The sequence below is a fragment of the Streptomyces roseofulvus genome, from assembly GCF_039534915.1.
In the GTDB taxonomy this organism is placed as follows: domain Bacteria; phylum Actinomycetota; class Actinomycetes; order Streptomycetales; family Streptomycetaceae; genus Streptomyces; species Streptomyces roseofulvus.
In genome coordinates this window covers 4,905,938-4,923,929 of the sequence record NZ_BAAAWE010000001.1, presented here as the reverse complement: position 1 = coordinate 4,923,929, position 17,992 = coordinate 4,905,938, and the positions used below count along the sequence as shown (strand labels likewise).

The 17,992-nt window shown below is 67.8% G+C and carries 29 protein-coding genes; 1 reads left to right on the top strand and 28 read right to left on the bottom strand.

Translation table 11 applies throughout. The features are described 5' to 3' along the window. Positions 1–154 precede the first annotated feature (154 nt). The gene (locus ABFY03_RS22875) at positions 155–1,777 is read right to left on the bottom strand and encodes an ABC-F family ATP-binding cassette domain-containing protein (RefSeq protein ID WP_319010198.1); all 1,623 of its coding nucleotides are present in this window, start codon (positions 1,775–1,777) and stop codon (positions 155–157) included. Between the two features lie 56 nt (positions 1,778–1,833). On the opposite strand from ABFY03_RS22875, the gene ABFY03_RS22870 reads away from it, so the two are divergent. After that, positions 1,834–2,814 carry a hypothetical protein gene (locus tag ABFY03_RS22870; RefSeq protein ID WP_319010199.1) on the top strand — a complete coding sequence of 327 codons (981 nt, stop codon included), beginning with the start codon at positions 1,834–1,836 and terminating at the stop codon, positions 2,812–2,814. 16 nt (positions 2,815–2,830) lie between these two features. On the opposite strand, the gene truA is transcribed toward ABFY03_RS22870, so the two are convergent. The 27 genes from truA to rplB all read right to left on the bottom strand — a co-directional run bounded on the left by truA (position 2,831) and on the right by rplB (position 17,957). Next, positions 2,831–3,688 carry a tRNA pseudouridine(38-40) synthase TruA gene (truA, locus tag ABFY03_RS22865; protein WP_319010200.1) on the bottom strand — a complete coding sequence of 286 codons (858 nt, stop codon included), beginning with the start codon at positions 3,686–3,688 and terminating at the stop codon, positions 2,831–2,833. Positions 3,689–3,771: 83 nt separating this feature from the next. Beyond that, the gene (gene rplQ / locus ABFY03_RS22860) at positions 3,772–4,242 is read right to left on the bottom strand and encodes a 50S ribosomal protein L17 (RefSeq protein WP_031012120.1); all 471 of its coding nucleotides are present in this window, start codon (positions 4,240–4,242) and stop codon (positions 3,772–3,774) included. A 148-nt stretch (positions 4,243–4,390) separates the two neighbouring features. Beyond that, on the bottom strand, positions 4,391–5,413 hold the full coding sequence (locus ABFY03_RS22855) for a DNA-directed RNA polymerase subunit alpha (protein ID WP_004946635.1): 1,023 nt from the start codon (positions 5,411–5,413) through the stop codon (positions 4,391–4,393). Positions 5,414–5,551: 138 nt separating this feature from the next. Beyond that, on the bottom strand, positions 5,552–5,956 hold the full coding sequence (gene rpsK / locus ABFY03_RS22850; RefSeq protein WP_003956432.1) for a 30S ribosomal protein S11: 405 nt from the start codon (positions 5,954–5,956) through the stop codon (positions 5,552–5,554). A gap of 66 nt (positions 5,957–6,022) precedes the next feature. After that, positions 6,023–6,403, bottom strand: coding sequence for a 30S ribosomal protein S13 (gene rpsM, locus ABFY03_RS22845; RefSeq protein WP_015035595.1), 381 nt, complete (start codon positions 6,401–6,403; stop codon positions 6,023–6,025). Between the two features lie 191 nt (positions 6,404–6,594). Further along, a complete protein-coding gene (rpmJ, locus tag ABFY03_RS22840; RefSeq protein ID WP_003956441.1) occupies positions 6,595–6,708 on the bottom strand; it encodes a 50S ribosomal protein L36 in 114 nt (37 codons plus the stop codon). Positions 6,709–6,771: 63 nt separating this feature from the next. After that, on the bottom strand, positions 6,772–6,993 hold the full coding sequence (infA, locus tag ABFY03_RS22835) for a translation initiation factor IF-1 (protein ID WP_003956442.1): 222 nt from the start codon (positions 6,991–6,993) through the stop codon (positions 6,772–6,774). Between the two features lie 163 nt (positions 6,994–7,156). Next, positions 7,157–8,008, bottom strand: coding sequence for a type I methionyl aminopeptidase (gene map, locus ABFY03_RS22830; protein ID WP_319010201.1), 852 nt, complete (start codon positions 8,006–8,008; stop codon positions 7,157–7,159). A gap of 97 nt (positions 8,009–8,105) precedes the next feature. Continuing rightward, a complete protein-coding gene (locus ABFY03_RS22825) occupies positions 8,106–8,753 on the bottom strand; it encodes an adenylate kinase (RefSeq protein ID WP_319010202.1) in 648 nt (215 codons plus the stop codon). Continuing rightward, entirely contained in the window at positions 8,753–10,072 is a 1,320-nt protein-coding gene (gene secY, locus ABFY03_RS22820; protein ID WP_346170730.1) for a preprotein translocase subunit SecY, read from the bottom strand. Before secY ends, ABFY03_RS22825 begins: the two co-directional genes overlap by 1 nt. Positions 10,073–10,289: 217 nt before the next feature. Next, positions 10,290–10,745, bottom strand: coding sequence for a 50S ribosomal protein L15 (gene rplO, locus ABFY03_RS22815; RefSeq protein WP_030494264.1), 456 nt, complete (start codon positions 10,743–10,745; stop codon positions 10,290–10,292). Positions 10,746–10,747: 2 nt separating this feature from the next. After that, positions 10,748–10,930, bottom strand: a complete 183-nt coding sequence (gene rpmD, locus ABFY03_RS22810; RefSeq protein WP_005313525.1) for a 50S ribosomal protein L30 — start codon at positions 10,928–10,930, stop codon at positions 10,748–10,750. Beyond that, positions 10,930–11,535 carry a 30S ribosomal protein S5 gene (gene rpsE / locus ABFY03_RS22805; RefSeq protein WP_030201551.1) on the bottom strand — a complete coding sequence of 202 codons (606 nt, stop codon included), beginning with the start codon at positions 11,533–11,535 and terminating at the stop codon, positions 10,930–10,932. The genes rpmD and rpsE overlap by 1 nt, the downstream gene beginning before the upstream one ends. A 45-nt stretch (positions 11,536–11,580) precedes the next feature. After that, positions 11,581–11,964 (bottom strand): 50S ribosomal protein L18, encoded by a 384-nt coding sequence (rplR, locus tag ABFY03_RS22800; RefSeq protein WP_319010203.1) that lies wholly within the window; start codon positions 11,962–11,964, stop codon positions 11,581–11,583. Between the two features lie 3 nt (positions 11,965–11,967). Continuing rightward, on the bottom strand, positions 11,968–12,507 hold the full coding sequence (rplF, locus tag ABFY03_RS22795; protein WP_031012105.1) for a 50S ribosomal protein L6: 540 nt from the start codon (positions 12,505–12,507) through the stop codon (positions 11,968–11,970). Positions 12,508–12,527: 20 nt separating this feature from the next. Further along, complete coding sequence (gene rpsH, locus ABFY03_RS22790) at positions 12,528–12,926, bottom strand: 30S ribosomal protein S8 (RefSeq protein ID WP_031012103.1); 399 nt, start codon at positions 12,924–12,926, stop codon at positions 12,528–12,530. A 223-nt stretch (positions 12,927–13,149) separates the two neighbouring features. After that, positions 13,150–13,335 (bottom strand): type Z 30S ribosomal protein S14, encoded by a 186-nt coding sequence (locus ABFY03_RS22785; RefSeq protein ID WP_003956452.1) that lies wholly within the window; start codon positions 13,333–13,335, stop codon positions 13,150–13,152. A 5-nt stretch (positions 13,336–13,340) separates the two neighbouring features. Continuing rightward, entirely contained in the window at positions 13,341–13,898 is a 558-nt protein-coding gene (gene rplE / locus ABFY03_RS22780; RefSeq protein WP_265864084.1) for a 50S ribosomal protein L5, read from the bottom strand. After that, positions 13,895–14,206, bottom strand: a complete 312-nt coding sequence (rplX, locus tag ABFY03_RS22775) for a 50S ribosomal protein L24 (RefSeq protein ID WP_030494259.1) — start codon at positions 14,204–14,206, stop codon at positions 13,895–13,897. Before rplX ends, rplE begins: the two co-directional genes overlap by 4 nt. Positions 14,207–14,208: 2 nt before the next feature. Further along, complete coding sequence (gene rplN / locus ABFY03_RS22770) at positions 14,209–14,577, bottom strand: 50S ribosomal protein L14 (RefSeq protein ID WP_003956455.1); 369 nt, start codon at positions 14,575–14,577, stop codon at positions 14,209–14,211. A 97-nt stretch (positions 14,578–14,674) separates the two neighbouring features. After that, positions 14,675–14,956, bottom strand: a complete 282-nt coding sequence (rpsQ, locus tag ABFY03_RS22765; RefSeq protein WP_024755411.1) for a 30S ribosomal protein S17 — start codon at positions 14,954–14,956, stop codon at positions 14,675–14,677. Further along, entirely contained in the window at positions 14,956–15,180 is a 225-nt protein-coding gene (rpmC, locus tag ABFY03_RS22760) for a 50S ribosomal protein L29 (RefSeq protein WP_030494258.1), read from the bottom strand. Before rpmC ends, rpsQ begins: the two co-directional genes overlap by 1 nt. Beyond that, on the bottom strand, positions 15,180–15,599 hold the full coding sequence (gene rplP, locus ABFY03_RS22755; RefSeq protein ID WP_030494257.1) for a 50S ribosomal protein L16: 420 nt from the start codon (positions 15,597–15,599) through the stop codon (positions 15,180–15,182). The genes rpmC and rplP overlap by 1 nt, the downstream gene beginning before the upstream one ends. A 5-nt stretch (positions 15,600–15,604) precedes the next feature. After that, entirely contained in the window at positions 15,605–16,435 is an 831-nt protein-coding gene (gene rpsC / locus ABFY03_RS22750; RefSeq protein ID WP_030759375.1) for a 30S ribosomal protein S3, read from the bottom strand. Continuing rightward, positions 16,435–16,782, bottom strand: coding sequence for a 50S ribosomal protein L22 (rplV, locus tag ABFY03_RS22745; RefSeq protein WP_031012097.1), 348 nt, complete (start codon positions 16,780–16,782; stop codon positions 16,435–16,437). Before rplV ends, rpsC begins: the two co-directional genes overlap by 1 nt. Before the next feature lie 44 nt (positions 16,783–16,826). Beyond that, on the bottom strand, positions 16,827–17,108 hold the full coding sequence (rpsS, locus tag ABFY03_RS22740) for a 30S ribosomal protein S19 (RefSeq protein WP_030759378.1): 282 nt from the start codon (positions 17,106–17,108) through the stop codon (positions 16,827–16,829). A 12-nt stretch (positions 17,109–17,120) separates the two neighbouring features. Then, a complete protein-coding gene (rplB, locus tag ABFY03_RS22735) occupies positions 17,121–17,957 on the bottom strand; it encodes a 50S ribosomal protein L2 (RefSeq protein WP_030494254.1) in 837 nt (278 codons plus the stop codon). Between the last annotated feature and the right edge of the window lie 35 nt (positions 17,958–17,992).

Sequence of the window (17,992 nt, the reverse complement as noted above, 5' to 3'; positions counted from 1 at the left end):
GCCCGGGTCAGCGCGCCCGTTCCACCCTCCGCTCGTCCCGCACCGGCTCCGTGGACCCCGCCCTCGCGCCGCCCTCGCACGGCTCGGACCCGGGGGGCCTCCCCGGCTTCGGCCGGCTGCGCCGGACTCCGTCCGTCGGCCCCCGCCCGTCGGGTCAGCGCGCCCGTTCCACCCTCCGCTCGTCCCACACCGGCTCCGTGGTCTCCCGGACGATGCCGTCCGAGCCGAAGACCAGGTAGCGGTCGAAGCTCTTGGCGAACCAGCGGTCGTGGGTGACGGCCAGGACCGTGCCCTCGTAGGACTCCAGGCCGTCCTGGAGCGCCTCGGCGGACTCCAGGTCCAGGTTGTCCGTGGGCTCGTCGAGGAGCAGCGCGGTCGTGCCGGCCAGCTCCAGGAGGAGGATCTGGAAGCGGGCCTGCTGGCCGCCGGACAGCTTGTCGAAGGGCTGGTCGCCCTGCCGCTCCAGCTCGTACCGGCGCAGCATCGACATCGCCGCGCCCCGGTCCTTCGCGTGCTCGGTCCACAGGATGTCGACGAGCGGGCGGCCGGCCAGCTCCGGGTGGGCGTGGGTCTGGGCGAAGTGCCCGGGGACGACCCGCGCGCCCAGCTTCCACGTACCGGTGTGGGCCACCGACGCGTCCCCGGCGAGCAGCCGCAGGAAGTGGGACTTGCCGGAGCCGTTCGAGCCCAGGACGCCGACCCGCTCCCCGTAGAAGATCTCCAGGGAGAAGGGCTTCATCAGGCCGGTGAGCTCCAGATTCTCGCAGGTCACGGCCCGGACGCCGGTCCGGCCGCCGCGCAGCCGCATCCGGATGTCCTGCTCGCGCGGAGGCTCCGGCGGCGGGCCGGCCTCCTCGAACTTCTTCAGGCGGGTCTGCGCGGCGGCGTACCGGGACGCCATCTCGTGGCTGACCGCGGCCGCCTGCCGCAGGTTGACGACCAGCTTCTTCAGCTGCGCGTGCTTCTCCTCCCAGCGCCGCTTCAGCTCCTCGAAGCGGGCGAACCGCTCCCGCCGCGCCTCGTGGAAGGTGTCGAAGCCGCCGCCGTGCACCCACACGTCGGAGCCGGCCGCGCCGGGCTCCACCGCGATGATCTTCTGCGCGGCGCGGGAGAGCAGCTCCCGGTCGTGGGAGATGAAGAGCACGGTCTTGCGGGTCTCCCGCAGCCGCTCCTCCAGCCACCGCTTGCCCGGCACGTCGAGATAGTTGTCCGGCTCGTCGAGGAGCAGCACCTCGTCGGTGCCGCGCAGCAGCGACTCCAGGACGAGCCGCTTCTGCTCACCGCCGGAGAGCGTCCGCACCTGACGGAACTGCGCCTTCTCGTACGGCACGCCCAGCGCGGCCATGGTGCAGATGTCCCACAGCGTCTCGGCCTCGTACCCCTGTACCTCCGCCCAGTCGGCGAGGGCCTGCGCGTACGTCATCTGCGCGGCCTCGTCGTCGACCGTCATGATCAGGTGCTCGGCCGCGTCGACGGCCTTCGCGGCCTCCCGGATGCGGGGGTGCGCCACGGAGACCAGCAGGTCGCGAACGGTCGACTCGTCCCGTACGGAGCCGATGAACTGCGGCATCACGCCGAGCCCGCCGCTGACGGTGACGGAGCCGCCGTGCGGCTGGAGGTCTCCGGCGATCATCCGCAGGAGGGTGGTCTTGCCGGCGCCGTTGGCCCCGACGAGCGCGACGACGGCGCCCTCCCCGACCCGGAAGGAGGCGTCCCCGAGCAGGACCCTCCCGTCGGGAAGGTAGTACTCCAGATGCGCGGCCTCGACATGTCCCATGGGGTGCATTGTCACCGCCCGCGTCCGCTTCCCCCAAGCGGTTTAGGATGCGCGGCATGAGCTTTGGGGGACCGCAGTGGCCGCAGGAGCCGCAGCAGCAGGGGCAGCAGGGGTACGGACAGCCGCACGGGTACGGGTACCCGCAGCAGCCGGGGACGTACGGACAGCAGCAGCCGCAGCACGGGTACGGCTACCCGCCGCCGCAGGACCCCTTCGCGGGCGGACAGGGCGACGGCACCCCTGACTGGGGCGCCCTCGCGGCCGCCTCCGAGGCCGGCAGCCGCCGCAAGCGCCGCCTGCTGATCGCGGGCGGCGTCCTCGCCACGGTGGCGGTGGGCGCGCTCGTCGCGGCCGCCGTGGTGGCGACGAACAAGAAGAACGACGAGGCCAAGAACGGCGGCCCGACGCCGACGGCCCCGGTCGCCACGACGGCCTCCCCCACTCCCGCGCCGACCTTCTCCTCCGTGGCCCCGCCGCCCCCGCCGGACCCGAAGGACTACATCACCGATCCGAAGAAGGACAAGGCGCCGCTGACCACCGACGGGCTCTACCCCGGCACCAAGCTCACCATGTTCGGCCGCCCCTACAAGAAGGGCGCGACCTCCGCGACGAAGAACTGCGCCTCGGTCACCACCGGCGGCCTCGGCTCGGTGCTCCAGAAGAACGGGTGCGAGCGCGTGCTGCGCGCCACCTACGTCAAGGACGGGGTGGCGATCACCGTCGGCGTCGCCGTCTTCCCCTCCGAGAAGGCCGCCCTGGCCGCGAAGAAGCAGGCCACCGGCGGCATCGCGCCGCTCGCGGGCAAGGGCGTCGGCACCTTCTGCCACGCCACCGTCTGCCTGCGCCGCGCCAACTCGGTGGGCCGGTACGCCTACTTCACCCAGGCCGGCTTCACGAACGGCACCAAGGTCACCACGAAGGACAAGCCCGTCTTCCAGGCCAGCGACGACCTGGGCACCTTCGTCTTCAACCAGATCTACGCCCGCGGCAAGAGCCAGGCGAACGCGGCGGCGGCCGCCTCGGCCCCGCCGCGCTGACCCGGTCGCCGCCGGCTCAGCAGCAGCCGGCGACGCCCGGCAGGGTGCGCTTGTTGCGGGCCTCGCGGCTGCGGGCGGCGAGCTGGTCGTCGGCCGGGTAGCCGACCTCTTCGAGGGTCAGGCCGTGCGGGCGGACGACGTGGACCGCGGAGTCGCGCACGCCGGCGGCCAGCACCTTCCCGGGCCAGTCCACCGGCCGGTGCCCGTCGCCGACGAAGAGCAGCGCGCCGACCAGCGAGCGGACCATGTTGTGGCAGAAGGCGTCGGCCTTGACCGTGGCCTCCAGGATGCCGTCGGGCCGCCGCTCCCAGCGCAGCGCCTGCAGCGTGCGGATGGTGGTCGCGCCCTCGCGCTTCTTGCAGTACGCGGCGAAGTCGTGCTCGCCGACCAGCGCGGCGGCGGCCTCGTTCATGGCGTCCACGTCGAGGGTCCAGTCGTGCCACAGGACGTGCCCGCGCAGCAGCGGGTCGACGCCGCCGGGGTGGTCGGTGACCCGGTACGCGTACCGCCGCCAGATCGCCGAGAACCGGGCGTTGAAGCCCTCGGGGGCCTCGGCGACGCTCCACACCCGGACGTCGTGCGGGAGCCGCCCCGCGAGCCGCCGCAGCAGCTTCTCGCGGTGCTCCCGCCACAGCTCCTCCGGCAGGTCCACGTGCGCGACCTGCCCGCGCGCGTGCACCCCGGCGTCGGTCCGGCCGGCGACGGTCAGCTCGTACGTCTCCTGGGACCGCGTCACGGTCCTCAGCGCGTCCTCGATCTCGCCCTGCACGGTCCGCTGGCCGCGGGCCTGCTTGGCCCAGCCGGAGAAGTCGCGGCCGTCGTAGGAAAGGTCCAGCCGTACCCGTACGAACCCGGGCTGCACGTCATCACTCACCGGGAAATCCTCTCAGACGCACGGGAACGGGCCCGCACCCCAGGGGGTACGGGCCCGTTCCGTGAGAAACGTCGGAAGAACGCTTACGCGTCCTTCGCCTCGTCCTCGGTCGCCTCGACCGCGGCGGCCTCGTCGGCCTCCTTGACGGCGCGCTTGGTGGCGGCCTCGGCCTCGGCGACGGTCGCCTTCTTGGCGATCTCGCCCTCGACGAGCTCGATCACGGCCATCGGGGCGTTGTCGCCACGACGGTTGCCGATCTTGGTGATGCGGGTGTAACCACCCGGACGCTCCGAGTAGCGCGGGGCGATCTCGGTGAAGAGGGTGTGGACGATGCCCTTGTCGGTGATCGTCTGCAGCACCAGGCGACGGTTGTGGATGTCGCCCTTCTTCGCCTTGGTGATCAGGCGCTCGGCGACGGGACGCAGACGGCGGGCCTTGGCCTCGGTCGTCGTGATGCGGCCGTGCTCGAACAGCGACTTCGCCAGGTTGGCGAGCAGCAGCTTCTCGTGAGCGGCGGAACCGCCGAGGCGGGCACCCTTCGCGGGACGCGGCATGGTGTTTCTCCTTGTGATCTGCACCGGCCGTGTGAGGTACCGGTGTCAGTATCCGAGCAGGCGGTTACCTGTCGGAGACCCCGGCCCCGTAAGGGGCGCGGGGAACTGCGCGATCAGCCGAAGCGGACCCGCAGCAGAACTACGACCGTCAGTACTGCTCGGTCTCGACGAACCCGGCGTCCGCGTCGTCGTCGGCGCCGAAGGCGTCCGCCGCGGCGGTCGGGTCGAATCCGGGCGGGCTGTCCTTGAGCGCGAGGCCCATGCCGGCCAGCTTCGCCTTGACCTCGTCGATCGACTTCGCACCGAAGTTGCGGATGTCGAGCAGGTCGGCCTCGGAGCGCGCCACGAGCTCACCCACGGAGTGGATGCCCTCACGCTTGAGGCAGTTGTAGGAGCGGACCGTGAGCTCCAGCTCCTCGATCGGCAGCGCGAGGTCGGCGGCGAGGGCGGCGTCCGTCGGGGACGGGCCCATGTCGATGCCCTCGGCGTCGATGTTCAGCTCGCGGGCGAGACCGAACAGCTCGACCAGGGTCTTGCCGGCGGACGCCATGGCGTCGCGCGGGCGCATGGCCTGCTTGGTCTCGACGTCGACGATGAGCTTGTCGAAGTCGGTGCGCTGCTCGACTCGGGTCGCCTCGACCTTGTAGGTGACCTTGAGAACCGGCGAGTAGATGGAGTCGACCGGGATACGGCCGATCTCCTGGCCCACCTGCTTGTTCTGGACGGCGGAGACGTAGCCGCGACCGCGCTCGACGGTCAGCTCCATCTCCAGCTTGCCCTTGGCGTTCAGGGTCGCCAGGACGAGGTCGGGGTTGTGCACCTCGACACCGGCCGGGGGCGCGATGTCGGCGGCGGTGACCAGACCCGGGCCCTGCTTGCGCAGGTACATCACGACCGGCTCGTCGTGCTCCGAGGAGACGACCAGCTGCTTGATGTTGAGGATGAGGTCGGTGACGTCCTCCTTGACGCCCGGCACGGTGGTGAACTCGTGCAGGACACCGTCGATGCGGATGCTGGTGACGGCGGCACCCGGGATCGAGGAGAGGAGCGTACGGCGGAGGCTGTTGCCGAGGGTGTAGCCGAAGCCCGGCTCCAGCGGCTCGATCACGAACCGGGAGCGGAACTCGTCGACGACCTCTTCGGTCAGCGACGGACGCTGAGCGATAAGCATGTGTGTTCCTTCAGTCGTGGACGCCCACTATTTGACGCCCGACGGGGGTCTTGCGGTACTGCGTACTGCAAGGGTACGGGCGGTACGCCCCCCGAAGGGGACGCACCGCCCGAATGCCCAGGTCAAGCAGGCGACGCGTCAGACGCGGCGGCGCTTGGGGGGACGGCAGCCGTTGTGCGGCGTGGGGGTGACGTCCTGGATCGAGCCGACCTCGAGGCCGGTGGCCTGGAGGGAGCGGATCGCGGTCTCACGGCCGGAGCCGGGACCCTTGACGAAGACGTCGACCTTGCGCATGCCGTGCTCCTGCGCGCGGCGGGCGGCCGACTCGGCGGCCATCTGCGCGGCGAAGGGGGTGGACTTGCGCGAGCCCTTGAAGCCGACGTGGCCGGCGGAGGCCCAGGAGATCACGTTGCCGGACGGGTCCGTGATCGAGACGATCGTGTTGTTGAACGTGCTCTTGATGTGCGCGTGGCCGTGAGCGACGTTCTTCTTTTCCTTGCGGCGCACCTTCTTGGCAGCGCCCTGACGACCCTTGGGGGGCATCTCTTACTCCTACGGGAGGTGGTCGGTCCTACAGCGAAGACCGCTTGGTCAAGCGTCCGCTGAGGACTACTTCTTGCCCGGCTTCTTCTTGCCGGCGATGGCGCGACGCGGGCCCTTGCGGGTACGAGCGTTCGTGCTGGTGCGCTGACCGCGGACGGGCAGGCCACGACGGTGGCGAAGGCCCTGGTAGCAGCCGATCTCGACCTTGCGGCGGATGTCGGCGGCGATCTCGCGGCGGAGGTCACCCTCGGTCTGGAGGTTGGCGTCCACGTACTCGCGGATCTTGACGAGGTCTTCCTCGGCAAGGTCGCGGACACGGGTGGACGGGTTCACGCCGGTCGCGGCGAGAATCTCCTCGGACCGGGTACGCCCGATACCGAAGACGTAGGTGAGTGCGACCACCACGCGCTTCTCGCGCGGGATGTCAACACCGGAAACGCGTGCCATTCAATGGCTCCTGTGTTCTCGGGGGTCTGCTGCAGAACCGTTCCCGGCTGCCGTATGAGGTACAGATCGGGTCCCCGGCCCCCGCCGGAGGTGCCGTCAGCCGTGCGTGAACGGCCGGACGGGCTCTGCGTATGTACGTATTGCTATGCGTCGCGCGAAGAACTGCGAGGTGCAGGTTCGGTCGGCGTGCGTCAGCCCTGGCGCTGCTTGTGGCGCAGGTTGTCGCAGATGACCATGACCCGGCCGTGACGGCGGATCACCTTGCACTTGTCGCAGATCTTCTTGACGCTCGGCTTGACCTTCATGGGATGTGAGGTTCTCCGGGTCAGTGCCACCACCCGCGCGCGGAGGCGGGGTGCGGGCAAGATCTACTTGTACCGGTAGACGATCCGGCCACGCGTCAGGTCGTACGGAGACAGCTCCACGACGACCCGGTCGTCCGGGAGGATACGGATGTAGTGCATCCGCATCTTGCCGGAGATGTGCGCGAGGACCTTGTGACCGTTCTGGAGCTCCACCTTGAACATGGCGTTCGGGAGGGACTCGATCACGGTGCCCTCGATTTCGATGGCACCTTGCTTCTTGGCCACGCTTCGCCTTTCGAATCGGCTACCTTGATCGACTCTCACTCCCCGGTGCGGACACACGGGTACACGAGAGCCGACGCATCAGTCTACGCCAGGCACCTGGAAAAGACGAATCCGGGGAGTTTGCCCAGCACGGAAGATCGTTACTCGCCCGCAGGGGCGGGGGTTACGCCAGCGGGTCCGGGGCGGCGGTGACGCCCAGCTCGGCCAGCTTGGCCTTGCCGCCGTCGACGGCGGTGAGGACCAGGGGGCCCTCGTCGGTGAGGGCGACGCTGTGCTCCCAGTGGGAGGACCAGGTGCCGTCGGTGGAGACGACCGTCCAGTCGTCCGCCAGGACCTCCGTGTGCGGGGTGCCCAGGGAGACCATCGGCTCGATCGCCAGGCAGAAGCCGGGGACCAGCTTCGGGCCCTTGCCGCGCTTGCGGGAGACGTAGTTCAGCAGGTGCGGGTCCATGTGCATCTCGGTGCCGATGCCGTGGCCGCCGTAGTCCTCGACGATGCCGTACTTCCCGAGGCTGTGCTCGCCGACCGCCGGCCGCGGCTGCCGCTTGATGTACGACTCGATCGCCTTCGAGATGTCGACCAGGCGCGCGCCCACCCGCATCGCCGCGATGCCGGCCCACATCGACTCCTCGGTCACCCGGGAGAGCTCGATCAGCTCCGGCGCGTGACCGGTGCCGACGAAGGCGGTGTACGCGGCGTCGCCGTGCCAGCCGTCCACGATCGCGCCGGCGTCGATCGAGATGATGTCGCCGTCCTTGAGGACGGTCTTCTCGTCGGGGATGCCGTGGACCACGACCTCGTTGACCGAGGTGCAGATGGTCGCGGGGAAGCCGCCGTACCCGAGGAAGTTGGACTTCGCGCCGTGGTCGGCGATCACCTTGCGCGCGACCTCGTCGAGGTCCTTGGTCGTGGCGCCCGGCACGGCCGCCTCGCGGGTCGCCGCGTGGATGGCGGCGACGACCAGCCCCGCCTCGCGCATCTTCGCGATCTGCTCCGGGGTCTTGATCTGCACCATCGTGGGCGGGGCCTTTCCATCGAGTACGGGGAACAGAACAACGATACGGCCGCGGCGCCCGTCAGGGGCACCGCGGCCGTACCGCGTGAGCGTGGGGTTACTTCTTCAGCGCGTCCATCGCACGCGCCGTGACCTCGTCCACCTTGCCGAGCGCGGAGATCGTCGCGACCAGGTTCTGCGCCCGGTAGTAGTCGATGATCGGCTCGGTCTCCGTGTGGTAGACCGCCAGGCGCTTGCGGACGGTCTCCTCCGTGTCGTCGTCGCGCTGGTACAGCTCGCCGCCGCAGACGTCGCAGACGCCCTCGGTCTTCGGAGCGGAGTACGTGACGTGGAAGACGTGCGCGGAGTCCTTGCGGCAGATGCGGCGACCCGCGATCCGCTTCACGACCTCGTCCTCGGGGACCTCAAGGTCCAGGACCGCGTCCAGCTCGATGCCACCGGCCTTGAGGAACGCGTCCAGCGCCTCGGCCTGGGCCACGTTCCGCGGGAACCCGTCGAGCAGGAAGCCGCCCTCGGCGTCCGCCTGGCGCATGCGGTCCTCGGCCATCCCGATCGTCACGGAGTCCGGCACGAGCTGGCCGGCCTTCATGTACGACTGCGCCTCTACGCCCAACGGCGTGCCCTGCGAGATGTTGGCACGGAACAGGTCGCCCGTAGAGATGTGCGGGATGCCCAGGTTCTTGGCGAGGTACGCAGCCTGCGTGCCCTTGCCCGCACCGGGCGGTCCGACGAGGACGATTCGCATCAGCGGAGGAACCCTTCGTAATTGCGCTGCTGGAGCTGGCTCTCGATCTGCTTCACGGTCTCCAGCCCCACACCCACGATGATGAGGATGCTCGTCCCGCCGAACGGGAAGTTGGCATTGGCACCGCCGAAGCCTGCCAACGCCATCGTCGGCACAAGAGCGATCAGACCCAAGTACAGCGAGCCCGGCCAAGTGATCCTGTTGAGCACGTAGCTCAGGTACTCGGCAGTAGGTCGACCGGCCCGGATACCCGGGATGAAGCCACCATACTTCTTCATGTTGTCGGCGACTTCCTCGGGGTTGAACGAGATCGCCACGTAGAAGAAGGCGAAGAACACGATCAGGAGGAAGTACGTGGCGATGTAATACGGGTGGTCACCCTTGACGAAGTGGGCTTCGATCCAGGTCTTCCACCCCGCCGTGGAGTTCGAGAACTGCGCGATCAGCGCCGGGATGTAGAGCAGCGACGAGGCGAAGATGACAGGAATCACACCTGCCTGGTTCACCTTCAACGGGATGTAAGTGGACGTACCGCCGTACGACCTGCGGCCGATCATGCGCTTCGCGTACTGCACCGGGATGCGGCGCTGGGCCTGCTCGACGAAGACGACGAGGGCCACCATCACGAAGCCGATGAGGATGACGGTGCCGAACTCGATCCAGCCCTGGGCGAGCTTGCCGCTCTCCTTGATGGCCCAGAGGGCGCCCGGGAAGCCGGCGGCGATCGAGATGAACATCAGGATCGACATGCCGTTGCCGATGCCGCGGTCGGTGATGAGCTCACCGAGCCACATGACGATGGCGGTGCCCGCGGTCATGGTGATGACCATGGTGGCGATGGTGAAGATCGAGGGGTCCGGGACGACCTGGTCGGCCACGCTGCAGCCGCTGAAGAGGGCACCGCTCTTGGCGGTGGCCACGAGACCCGTGCCCTGGAGGATCGCCAGCGCGATCGTCAGGTAGCGGGTGTACTGCGTGATCTTCGCCGTACCGCTCTGGCCCTCCTTCTTGAGGGCTTCCAGACGCGGGATCACGACGGTGAGCAGCTGCAGGATGATGCTCGCCGTGATGTACGGCATGATGCCGAGCGCGAAGATGGTGATCTGCAGCAGTGCGCCGCCACTGAACATGTTCACCAGGCCGAACAGGCTGTTGTTGCCCTCGCTCGCCTGGTCCACGCACATCTGGACGGCCTCGTAGCTGACGCCGGGGACGGGGATGTGGGCCCCGAGGCGGTACAGCACGATGATCGCCAGCGTGAAGAGCAGCTTCTTGCGCAGGTCGGGCGTCTTGAACGCCCGGGCGAAGCCGGTGAGCACGGTGCCTCCTGCGACCCCCGCGCTAAGCGTCAGAGGTGACGGTCTTGAGATTCGATAAGGACTGATTGAGATCGGTCCCGGCTCCGGCGGTCTATACCGCATGAGCATGGACGGTGCACGCCACCTTACCGGCGACCATGCCCCCCTAGGAACGACCAACCGGGGATGCCCCTTTTGGGAGGCATCCCCGGTCGGATGTTCAGGCCATCGAGTCGTCTCAGACGAGCTCGGTGACGGTGCCGCCGGCGGCGGCGATCTTCTCCTTGGCGGAGCCGGAGACGGCGTCGACCGTCACCTGCAGCGCCACGGAGACCTCGCCGGTGCCGAGCACCTTGACGAGCTGGTTCTTACGAACCGCACCCTTGGCGACCAGGTCGGCCACCGTGACCTCGCCACCCTGCGGGTAGAGCGCGGCCAGCTTGTCCAGGTTCACGACCTGGTACTCGGTGCGGAACGGGTTCTTGAAGCCCTTGAGCTTCGGGAGACGCATGTGGAGGGGCATCTGCCCACCCTCGAAGCGCTCCGGAACCTGGTAGCGGGCCTTGGTGCCCTTGGTACCACGACCGGCCGTCTTACCCTTCGACGCCTCACCACGACCCACACGGGTCTTGGCGGTCTTGGCGCCCGGGGCGGGACGGAGGTTGTGGATCTTGAGCGGGTTGTTCTCCGCCATGATCAGTCGACCTCCTCAACCGTCACGAGGTGGCGGACGGTGTGCACCATGCCGCGGAACTCGGGACGGTCCTCCTTGACGACCACGTCGTTCAGGCGCTTGAGCCCGAGCGAACGCAGCGTGTCGCGGTGGTTCTGCTTGCTGCCGATGTACGACTTCGTCTGCGTGATCTTGAGGCGAGCCATTACGCACCCGCTCCCGCACGCGCACGAAGCAGAGCCGCGGGGGCGACGTCCTCGAGCGGCAGACCACGGCGAGCCGCGATCTCCTCGGGACGCTGCAGGCCCTTCAGGGCCTCCACGGTCGCGTGCACGATGTTGATCGCGTTGTCGGAGCCGAGCGACTTCGACAGGATGTCGTGAACGCCGGCGCACTCGAGAACGGCGCGCACCGGGCCACCGGCGATAACACCGGTACCGGGGGAAGCCGGCTTGAGCAGGACGACGCCCGCGGCCTTCTCACCCTGGATGGGGTGGGGGATGGTGCCCTGGATACGGGGGACCTTGAAGAAGTGCTTCTTGGCCTCCTCCACACCCTTGGCGATGGCGGCCGGCACCTCCTTGGCCTTGCCGTAACCGACACCCACGGTGCCGTCACCGTCGCCCACCACGACCAGCGCGGTGAAGCTGAAGCGACGACCACCCTTGACAACCTTGGCGACGCGGTTGATCGCGACTACGCGCTCAACGTACGCGGTCTTCTCGGCGGCGGCAGCGCCACCGTCGCGGCCCTTCCGGTCCCGCCGCTCGCCGCCACCGGCACCGCTACCGCGGCGCTGGGGTCCAGCCATTGGAATACCTCTCTCTGTTACGTCCGTTAGTCCCGGAACCGGGGCTTAGAACTTCAGCCCGGCTTCGCGGGCGGCGTCAGCCAGAGCGGCAATGCGCCCGGCGTACCTGTTGCCACCACGGTCGAACACGACGGCCTCGACACCGGCGGCCTTGGCGCGCTCGGCGACCAGGGCGCCGACCTGCTGGGCCTGCGAGGACTTGGAGCCCTCGCCACCGCGGACGGAGGCGTCCAGGTGGGACGCCGACGCCAGGGTGTGACCCTTGAGGTCGTCGATGACCTGCGCGGTGATACCGCGGTTCGTGCGCGTCACGACGAGACGCGGACGCTCCGCCGTACCCGACACGTTCTTGCGGATGCGCAGGTGACGGCGCGCCTTCGCGGCGCGCTTGTAAGCGTCGCCCTTGGCGATCTTGACACCGTATGCCATGGCTTACTTACCAGCCTTTCCGACCTTGCGGCGGATGACCTCGCCCGCGTACTTGACGCCCTTGGCCTTGTACGGGTCGGGCTTCCGCAGCTTGCGGATGTTCGCGGCGACCTCGCCGACCTTCTGCTTGTCGATGCCCTCGACCGAGAACTTGGTCGGCGACTCGACCTTGAAGGAGATCCCCTCGGGGGCCTCCACCAGGATCGGGTGGCTGTAGCCGAGCTGGAACTCCAGGTCGGAGCCCTTCGCGGCCACGCGGTAACCGACACCGCTGATCTCGAGCGCCTTGACGTACCCCTGGGTCACACCGGTGATCATGTTGGCCACCAGCGTGCGGGACAGGCCGTGGAGGGCCTTGTTCTGACGCTCGTCGTTCGGACGGGTGACGTTCAGAACGCCGTCCTCGCCCTTAACGATCTCGATCGGCGCGGCGACGGTGTGGGTCAGGGTGCCCTTGGAACCCTTCACCGTGACCGTGCGGCCCTCGATGGTGACGTCCACGCCGGCGGGAACCGTGATGGGGAGCTTGCCGATTCGCGACATTGCTATTCCTCCGTTCCCGACTACCAGACGTAGGCGAGGACTTCCCCACCCACGCCCTTCTTCTGCGCCTGCTGGCCGGTCAGGAGACCGTGGGACGTGGAGATGATCGCCACGCCCAGGCCGCCGAGGACCTTCGGCAGGTTGGTGGACTTCGCGTAAACCCGGAGGCCCGGCTTCGAGATCCGCTTGATGCCCGCGATGGAGCGCTCACGGTTCGGACCGAACTTGAGGTCGATGACGAGGTTCTTGCCGACCTCGGCGTCCTCGACCTTCCAGCCGGTGATGAAGCCCTCCTGCTGGAGGATTTCCGCGATGTGCGACTTGATCTTGCTGTGCGGCATCGTCACGGTGTCGTGGTACGCCGAGTTCGCGTTACGCAGACGCGTGAGCATGTCTGCGATCGGATCAGTCATGGTCATGAATTGGCCTTCGGCCTCTCTCGCCGGGGTTTCCTGGTGCACCATCCCTCTCCCCGATCCGAGACGGGGCGGGTGCGGTGCGGTGGACCTACGGCGTAGTAAGTCGTACGGGCGGCGGACGCCCAACCCCACTAGCCTAAGCCATGCGGGACCGGGAGTCCGCCAACCCAATGCCTACCGAGAGACTCCGGTCATTCGCCAACGCCCAAAGGGCGAAGGGGAATTACCAGGAGCTCTTGGTCACGCCCGGCAGCTCGCCACGGTGAGCCATCTCACGGAGGCACACGCGGCACAGGCCGAACTTGCGGTACACGGAGTGGGGGCGACCGCAGCGCTGGCAGCGGGTGTACGCACGCACACCGAACTTGGGCTTACGGGCAGCCTTCGCGATGAGAGCCTTCTTCGCCATCTCGCTTACGCCTCCTTGAACGGGAAGCCGAGGTGACGCAGAAGGGCACGGCCCTCGTCGTCGTTGGTCGCCGTGGTGACCACGGTGATGTCCATACCCCGGACACGGTCGATCTTGTCCTGGTCGATCTCGTGGAACATGACCTGCTCCGTGAGACCGAAGGTGTAGTTGCCACGGCCGTCGAACTGCTTCGGGGACAGGCCGCGGAAGTCGCGGATGCGCGGCAGCGCGAGCGACAGGGTGCGGTCCAGGAACTCCCACATGCGGTCGCCACGGAGCGTGACGTGGGCACCGATCGGCTGGCCCTCACGCAGCTTGAACTGCGCGATGGACTTGCGGGCCTTGGTGACGGCCGGCTTCTGACCGGTGATCGTGGTGAGGTCGCGGATCGCGCCCTCGATCAGCTTCGAGTCACGGGCGGCGTCGCCGACACCCATGTTGACCACGATCTTCACGAGGCCGGGGATCTGCATGACGTTCTCGTACTTGAACTCGTCACGCAGCTTGCCCGCGATCTCCTCGCGGTACTTCGTCTTGAGACGCGGAGTGGTGGTAGCCATCAGATGTCCTCACCCGTCCGCTTGGCAACGCGGATCTTGTTGCCCTCGTCGTCGAAGCGGTAACCCACACGCGTGACGACCTTCTTGCCGTCCTTCTCCACGACCAGCTGGACGTTGGAGACGTGGACCGGAGCCTCGGTCGTCACGATGCCACCGGCCTGGTTCGGGCCGGCCTTGGTGTGCTTCTTGACCCGGTTGACACCCTCGACCAGGACGCGGTTCTCAGCCGGCATGGCCGCGATGACCTTGCCCTGCTTGCCCTTGTCCTTGCCGGTGATGACCTGGACCAGGTCGCCCTTCTTGATCTTCATGCTTACAGCACCTCCGGCGCGAGCGAGATGATCTTCATGAACTTCTTCTCGCGCAGCTCACGGCCGACCGGGCCGAAGATACGGGTGCCACGAGGGTCGCCGTCGTTCTTCAGAATGACGGCGGCGTTCTCGTCGAAGCGGATGTACGAGCCGTCCTGGCGGCGGCGCTCCTTGACGGTGCGAACGATGACCGCCTTGACGACGTCACCCTTCTTCACGTTGCCACCGGGGATCGCGTCCTTGACGGTGGCGACGATGACGTCACCGATGCCCGCGTAGCGGCGACCCGAACCACCGAGAACACGGATGCAAAGGATCTCCTTGGCACCAGTGTTGTCGGCGACGCGAAGTCGCGACTCCTGCTGGATCACGTCTATCTCCTGATTGTCTGCCGGTTCCCGGCAGGGGCACCGGAGTGCCCCTGCCGAGCCTGGCGGAACTGTTCCTAGGGGGTCCCCCTAGGAGGGATTACTTGGCCTTCTCGAGGATCTCGACGACGCGCCAGTGCTTCGTCGACGACAGCTTCCGGGTCTCCATCAGGAGGACGCGGTCGCCGATGCCGGCAGCGTTCTGCTCGTCGTGAGCCTTGAGCTTGTTCGTACGGCGGATGACCTTGCCGTACAGCGCGTGCTTGACGCGGTCCTCGACGGCGACGACGACGGTCTTGTCCATCTTGTCGCTGACGACCAGGCCCTCGCGGACCTTGCGAGCGTTGCGCTCGGTCTTCTCAGTCACGTTGCTCTCGCTCATCAGGCGTTCTCCACCGTCTCAATGCCGAGCTCACGCTCACGCATGAGGGTGTAGATCCGGGCGATGTCCTTACGGACCGCCCGCAGACGGCCGTGGTTCTCGAGCTGACCCGTCGCCGCCTGGAAGCGGAGGTTGAACAGCTCTTCCTTGGCCTCGCGGAGCTTGGCCACAAGCTCCTCGTTGCCCAGCTCGCGCAGCTCGGACGCCTTGGTACCGGCCGACATCACAGCTCACCTGCCTCGCGCTTAACGATCTTGCACTTCATCGGCAGCTTGTGAGCCGCACGAGTCAGAGCCTCACGCGCGATCTTCTCGTTCGGGTAGGACAGCTCGAACATCACCCGACCGGGCTTGACGTTCGCGATCCACCACTCCGGCGAACCCTTACCGGAACCCATGCGGGTCTCGGCAGGCTTCTTCGTGAGCGGACGGTCCGGGTAGATGTTGATCCAGACCTTGCCGCCACGCTTGATGTGGCGGGTCATCGCGATACGCGCGGCCTCGATCTGGCGGTTGGTCACGTAGGCCGGGGTGAGGGCCTGAATGCCGTACTCGCCGAACGCAACCTGCGTGCCACCCTTGGACATGCCATTGCGCTTCGGGTGGTGCTGCTTGCGGTGCTTGACCCTACGGGGGATCAGCATTTCGGTCAGGCCTCCGTTCCGGTGCTCTCGGCAGCCGGAGCGGCGGCGGCCTCGGCCTTGGGGGCCTCGGCAGCGGGAGCCTGCTGCGGCTTGCGACCGCGACCGCCACGCTCGCCACCGCGGCCACCGCGGCCGGCCGGGCGGTCAGCACCGCCACGGGCCGGACGGTTGCCGGCGCGGGCGGCGGCGTTCTCGGCGCGGACCTCGGCGATGTTCTTGACGTCGCCCTTGTAGATCCAGACCTTCACGCCGATGCGGCCGAAGGTCGTCTTGGCCTCGAAGAAGCCGTACTCGACGTTCGCGCGGAGCGTGTGCAGCGGCACACGACCCTCGCGGTAGAACTCCGAGCGGGACATCTCGGCGCCGCCGAGACGGCCACCACACTGGATCTTGATGCCCTTGGCGCCGGCCTTCATGGCGGACTGCATGCTCTTGCGCATGGCCCGACGGAAGGAGACGCGGGAGGAGAGCTGCTCGGCGACGGCCTGGGCCACGAGCTGAGCGTCGACCTCGGGGTTCTTGACCTCGAGGATGTTCAGCTGGACCTGCTTGCCGGTCAGCTTCTCCAGCTGGCCGCGGATCTTGTCGGCCTCGGCGCCACGGCGACCGATGACAATGCCCGGACGAGCGGTGTGGATGTCCACGCGGACGCGGTCGCGGGTGCGCTCGATCTCAACCTTCGAGATGCCGGCGCGCTCCATGCCGGACGTCAGCATCCGACGGATGGCGACGTCTTCCTTGACGTAGTCCTTGTACAGCTTGTCGGCGTACCAGCGGGACTTGAAGTCCGTGGTGATGCCGAGCCGGAACCCATGCGGGTTAACCTTCTGGCCCATTACCGGGTTCCTTCCTTGCTGCTGACGACCACGGTGATGTGGCTGGTCCGCTTGCGGATCCGGTAGGCACGGCCCTGGGCACGCGGACGGAACCGCTTCAGGGTCGGACCCTCGTCGACGAACGCCTCGCTGATGTACAGCGAAGAGGCGTCCGTGTGGTCGTAGTTGTGCGCGGCGTTGGCAATGGCGCTGTCGAGCACCTTGCCGACCGGCACGGAGGCTGCCTGCGGAGCGAATCGCAGAACAGCCTGAGCCTCCGTGGCATCCATGCCACGGATCAGGTCCACCACGCGGCGGGCCTTCATGGGCGTGACGCGGATGTACCGCGCCTGGGCCCTGGCTTCCATGGTTGTCCCTCTCAGTTACTTACGTGTCTGAATGCGATCCGCTACTAGCGGCGCTTCGACTTCCGGTCTTCCTTGACGTGACCCCGGAAGGTACGCGTCGGCGAGAACTCGCCGAGCTTGTGCCCGACCATCGACTCGGTGACGAACACCGGGACGTGGGTCTTGCCGTTGTGCACCGCGATCGTGTGCCCGAGCATCGCCGGGATGATCATGGAGCGACGGGACCAGGTCTTGATGACGTTCTTGGTACCGGCCTCGTTCTGAGCGTCCACCTTCTTGATGAGGTGGCCGTCGACGAAGGGTCCCTTCTTGAGACTGCGCGGCATCTAAACCCGCTCCTAGCGCTTCTTGTTCGTCTTGCGGCGGCGGACGATGTACTTGTTCGAAGCCTTCTTCGGCGAACGAGTACGACCCTCCTTCTGACCCCACGGGGAGACCGGGTGGCGACCACCGGAGGTCTTGCCCTCACCACCACCGTGCGGGTGGTCAACCGGGTTCATCGCCACACCGCGAACGGTCGGGCGGACGCCCAGCCAGCGCTTGCGGCCGGCCTTACCCCAGTTGATGTTCGACTGCTCGGCGTTGCCGACCTCGCCGATGGTGGCGCGGCAGCGGGCGTCGACCAGACGGATCTCGCCGGACGGCATGCGGAGGTGGGCCATGGTGCCCTCCTTCGCAAGCAGCTGCACGGAGGCACCCGCGGAACGGGCGAACTTGGCGCCACCGCCGGGACGGAGCTCGATCGCGTGGATCGTGGTACCGACCGGGATGTTGCGGAGGGCCAGGTTGTTGCCGGGCTTGATGTCCGCGCCCGGGCCGTTCTCGACGCGGTCACCCTGCGTCAGACCCTTGGGAGCGATGATGTAGCGCTTCTCGCCGTCCGCGTAGTGGAGCAGCGCGATACGCGCGGTGCGGTTGGGGTCGTACTCGATGTGAGCGACCTTGGCCGGCACGCCGTCCTTGTCGTGACGACGGAAGTCGATCACGCGGTAGGCGCGCTTGTGGCCACCGCCCTGGTGACGGACGGTCACACGACCGGTGTTGTTACGGCCGCCCTTGCTGTGCAGGGGGCGGACCAGCGACTTCTCCGGCGTGGACCGCGTGATCTCGACGAAGTCGGCTACGGAGGAGCCACGACGGCCCGGCGTAGTCGGCTTGTACTTGCGGATACCCATTTCTCAGTCCTCGTCCGATATCGGACGACTCGACC

What these genes read in the sequence shown, in the direction of transcription:
- ABFY03_RS22875 (WP_319010198.1), bottom strand. Translation starts at nt 1,777, where the DNA reads ATGGGACATGTCGAGGCCGCGCATCTGGAGTACTACCTTCCCGACGGG.
- ABFY03_RS22870 (WP_319010199.1), top strand. Translation starts at nt 1,834, where the DNA reads ATGAGCTTTGGGGGACCGCAGTGGCCGCAGGAGCCGCAGCAGCAGGGG.
- rplQ (WP_031012120.1), bottom strand. Translation starts at nt 4,242, where the DNA reads ATGCCGCGTCCCGCGAAGGGTGCCCGCCTCGGCGGTTCCGCCGCTCAC.
- ABFY03_RS22855 (WP_004946635.1), bottom strand. Translation starts at nt 5,413, where the DNA reads ATGCTTATCGCTCAGCGTCCGTCGCTGACCGAAGAGGTCGTCGACGAG.
- rpsK (WP_003956432.1), bottom strand. Translation starts at nt 5,956, where the DNA reads ATGCCCCCCAAGGGTCGTCAGGGCGCTGCCAAGAAGGTGCGCCGCAAG.
- rpsM (WP_015035595.1), bottom strand. Translation starts at nt 6,403, where the DNA reads ATGGCACGCGTTTCCGGTGTTGACATCCCGCGCGAGAAGCGCGTGGTG.
- rpmJ (WP_003956441.1), bottom strand. Translation starts at nt 6,708, where the DNA reads ATGAAGGTCAAGCCGAGCGTCAAGAAGATCTGCGACAAGTGCAAGGTG.
- map (WP_319010201.1), bottom strand. Translation starts at nt 8,008, where the DNA reads ATGGTGCAGATCAAGACCCCGGAGCAGATCGCGAAGATGCGCGAGGCG.
- ABFY03_RS22825 (WP_319010202.1), bottom strand. Translation starts at nt 8,753, where the DNA reads ATGCGAATCGTCCTCGTCGGACCGCCCGGTGCGGGCAAGGGCACGCAG.
- rplO (WP_030494264.1), bottom strand. Translation starts at nt 10,745, where the DNA reads ATGGCGGAGAACAACCCGCTCAAGATCCACAACCTCCGTCCCGCCCCG.
- rpmD (WP_005313525.1), bottom strand. Translation starts at nt 10,930, where the DNA reads ATGGCTCGCCTCAAGATCACGCAGACGAAGTCGTACATCGGCAGCAAG.
- rpsE (WP_030201551.1), bottom strand. Translation starts at nt 11,535, where the DNA reads ATGGCTGGACCCCAGCGCCGCGGTAGCGGTGCCGGTGGCGGCGAGCGG.
- rplR (WP_319010203.1), bottom strand. Translation starts at nt 11,964, where the DNA reads ATGGCATACGGTGTCAAGATCGCCAAGGGCGACGCTTACAAGCGCGCC.
- rplF (WP_031012105.1), bottom strand. Translation starts at nt 12,507, where the DNA reads ATGTCGCGAATCGGCAAGCTCCCCATCACGGTTCCCGCCGGCGTGGAC.
- rpsH (WP_031012103.1), bottom strand. Translation starts at nt 12,926, where the DNA reads ATGACCATGACTGATCCGATCGCAGACATGCTCACGCGTCTGCGTAAC.
- ABFY03_RS22785 (WP_003956452.1), bottom strand. Translation starts at nt 13,335, where the DNA reads ATGGCGAAGAAGGCTCTCATCGCGAAGGCTGCCCGTAAGCCCAAGTTC.
- rplX (WP_030494259.1), bottom strand. Translation starts at nt 14,206, where the DNA reads ATGAAGATCAAGAAGGGCGACCTGGTCCAGGTCATCACCGGCAAGGAC.
- rpsQ (WP_024755411.1), bottom strand. Translation starts at nt 14,956, where the DNA reads ATGAGCGAGAGCAACGTGACTGAGAAGACCGAGCGCAACGCTCGCAAG.
- rpmC (WP_030494258.1), bottom strand. Translation starts at nt 15,180, where the DNA reads ATGTCGGCCGGTACCAAGGCGTCCGAGCTGCGCGAGCTGGGCAACGAG.
- rplP (WP_030494257.1), bottom strand. Translation starts at nt 15,599, where the DNA reads ATGCTGATCCCCCGTAGGGTCAAGCACCGCAAGCAGCACCACCCGAAG.
- rpsC (WP_030759375.1), bottom strand. Translation starts at nt 16,435, where the DNA reads ATGGGCCAGAAGGTTAACCCGCATGGGTTCCGGCTCGGCATCACCACG.
- rplV (WP_031012097.1), bottom strand. Translation starts at nt 16,782, where the DNA reads ATGGAAGCCAGGGCCCAGGCGCGGTACATCCGCGTCACGCCCATGAAG.
- rpsS (WP_030759378.1), bottom strand. Translation starts at nt 17,108, where the DNA reads ATGCCGCGCAGTCTCAAGAAGGGACCCTTCGTCGACGGCCACCTCATC.
- rplB (WP_030494254.1), bottom strand. Translation starts at nt 17,957, where the DNA reads ATGGGTATCCGCAAGTACAAGCCGACTACGCCGGGCCGTCGTGGCTCC.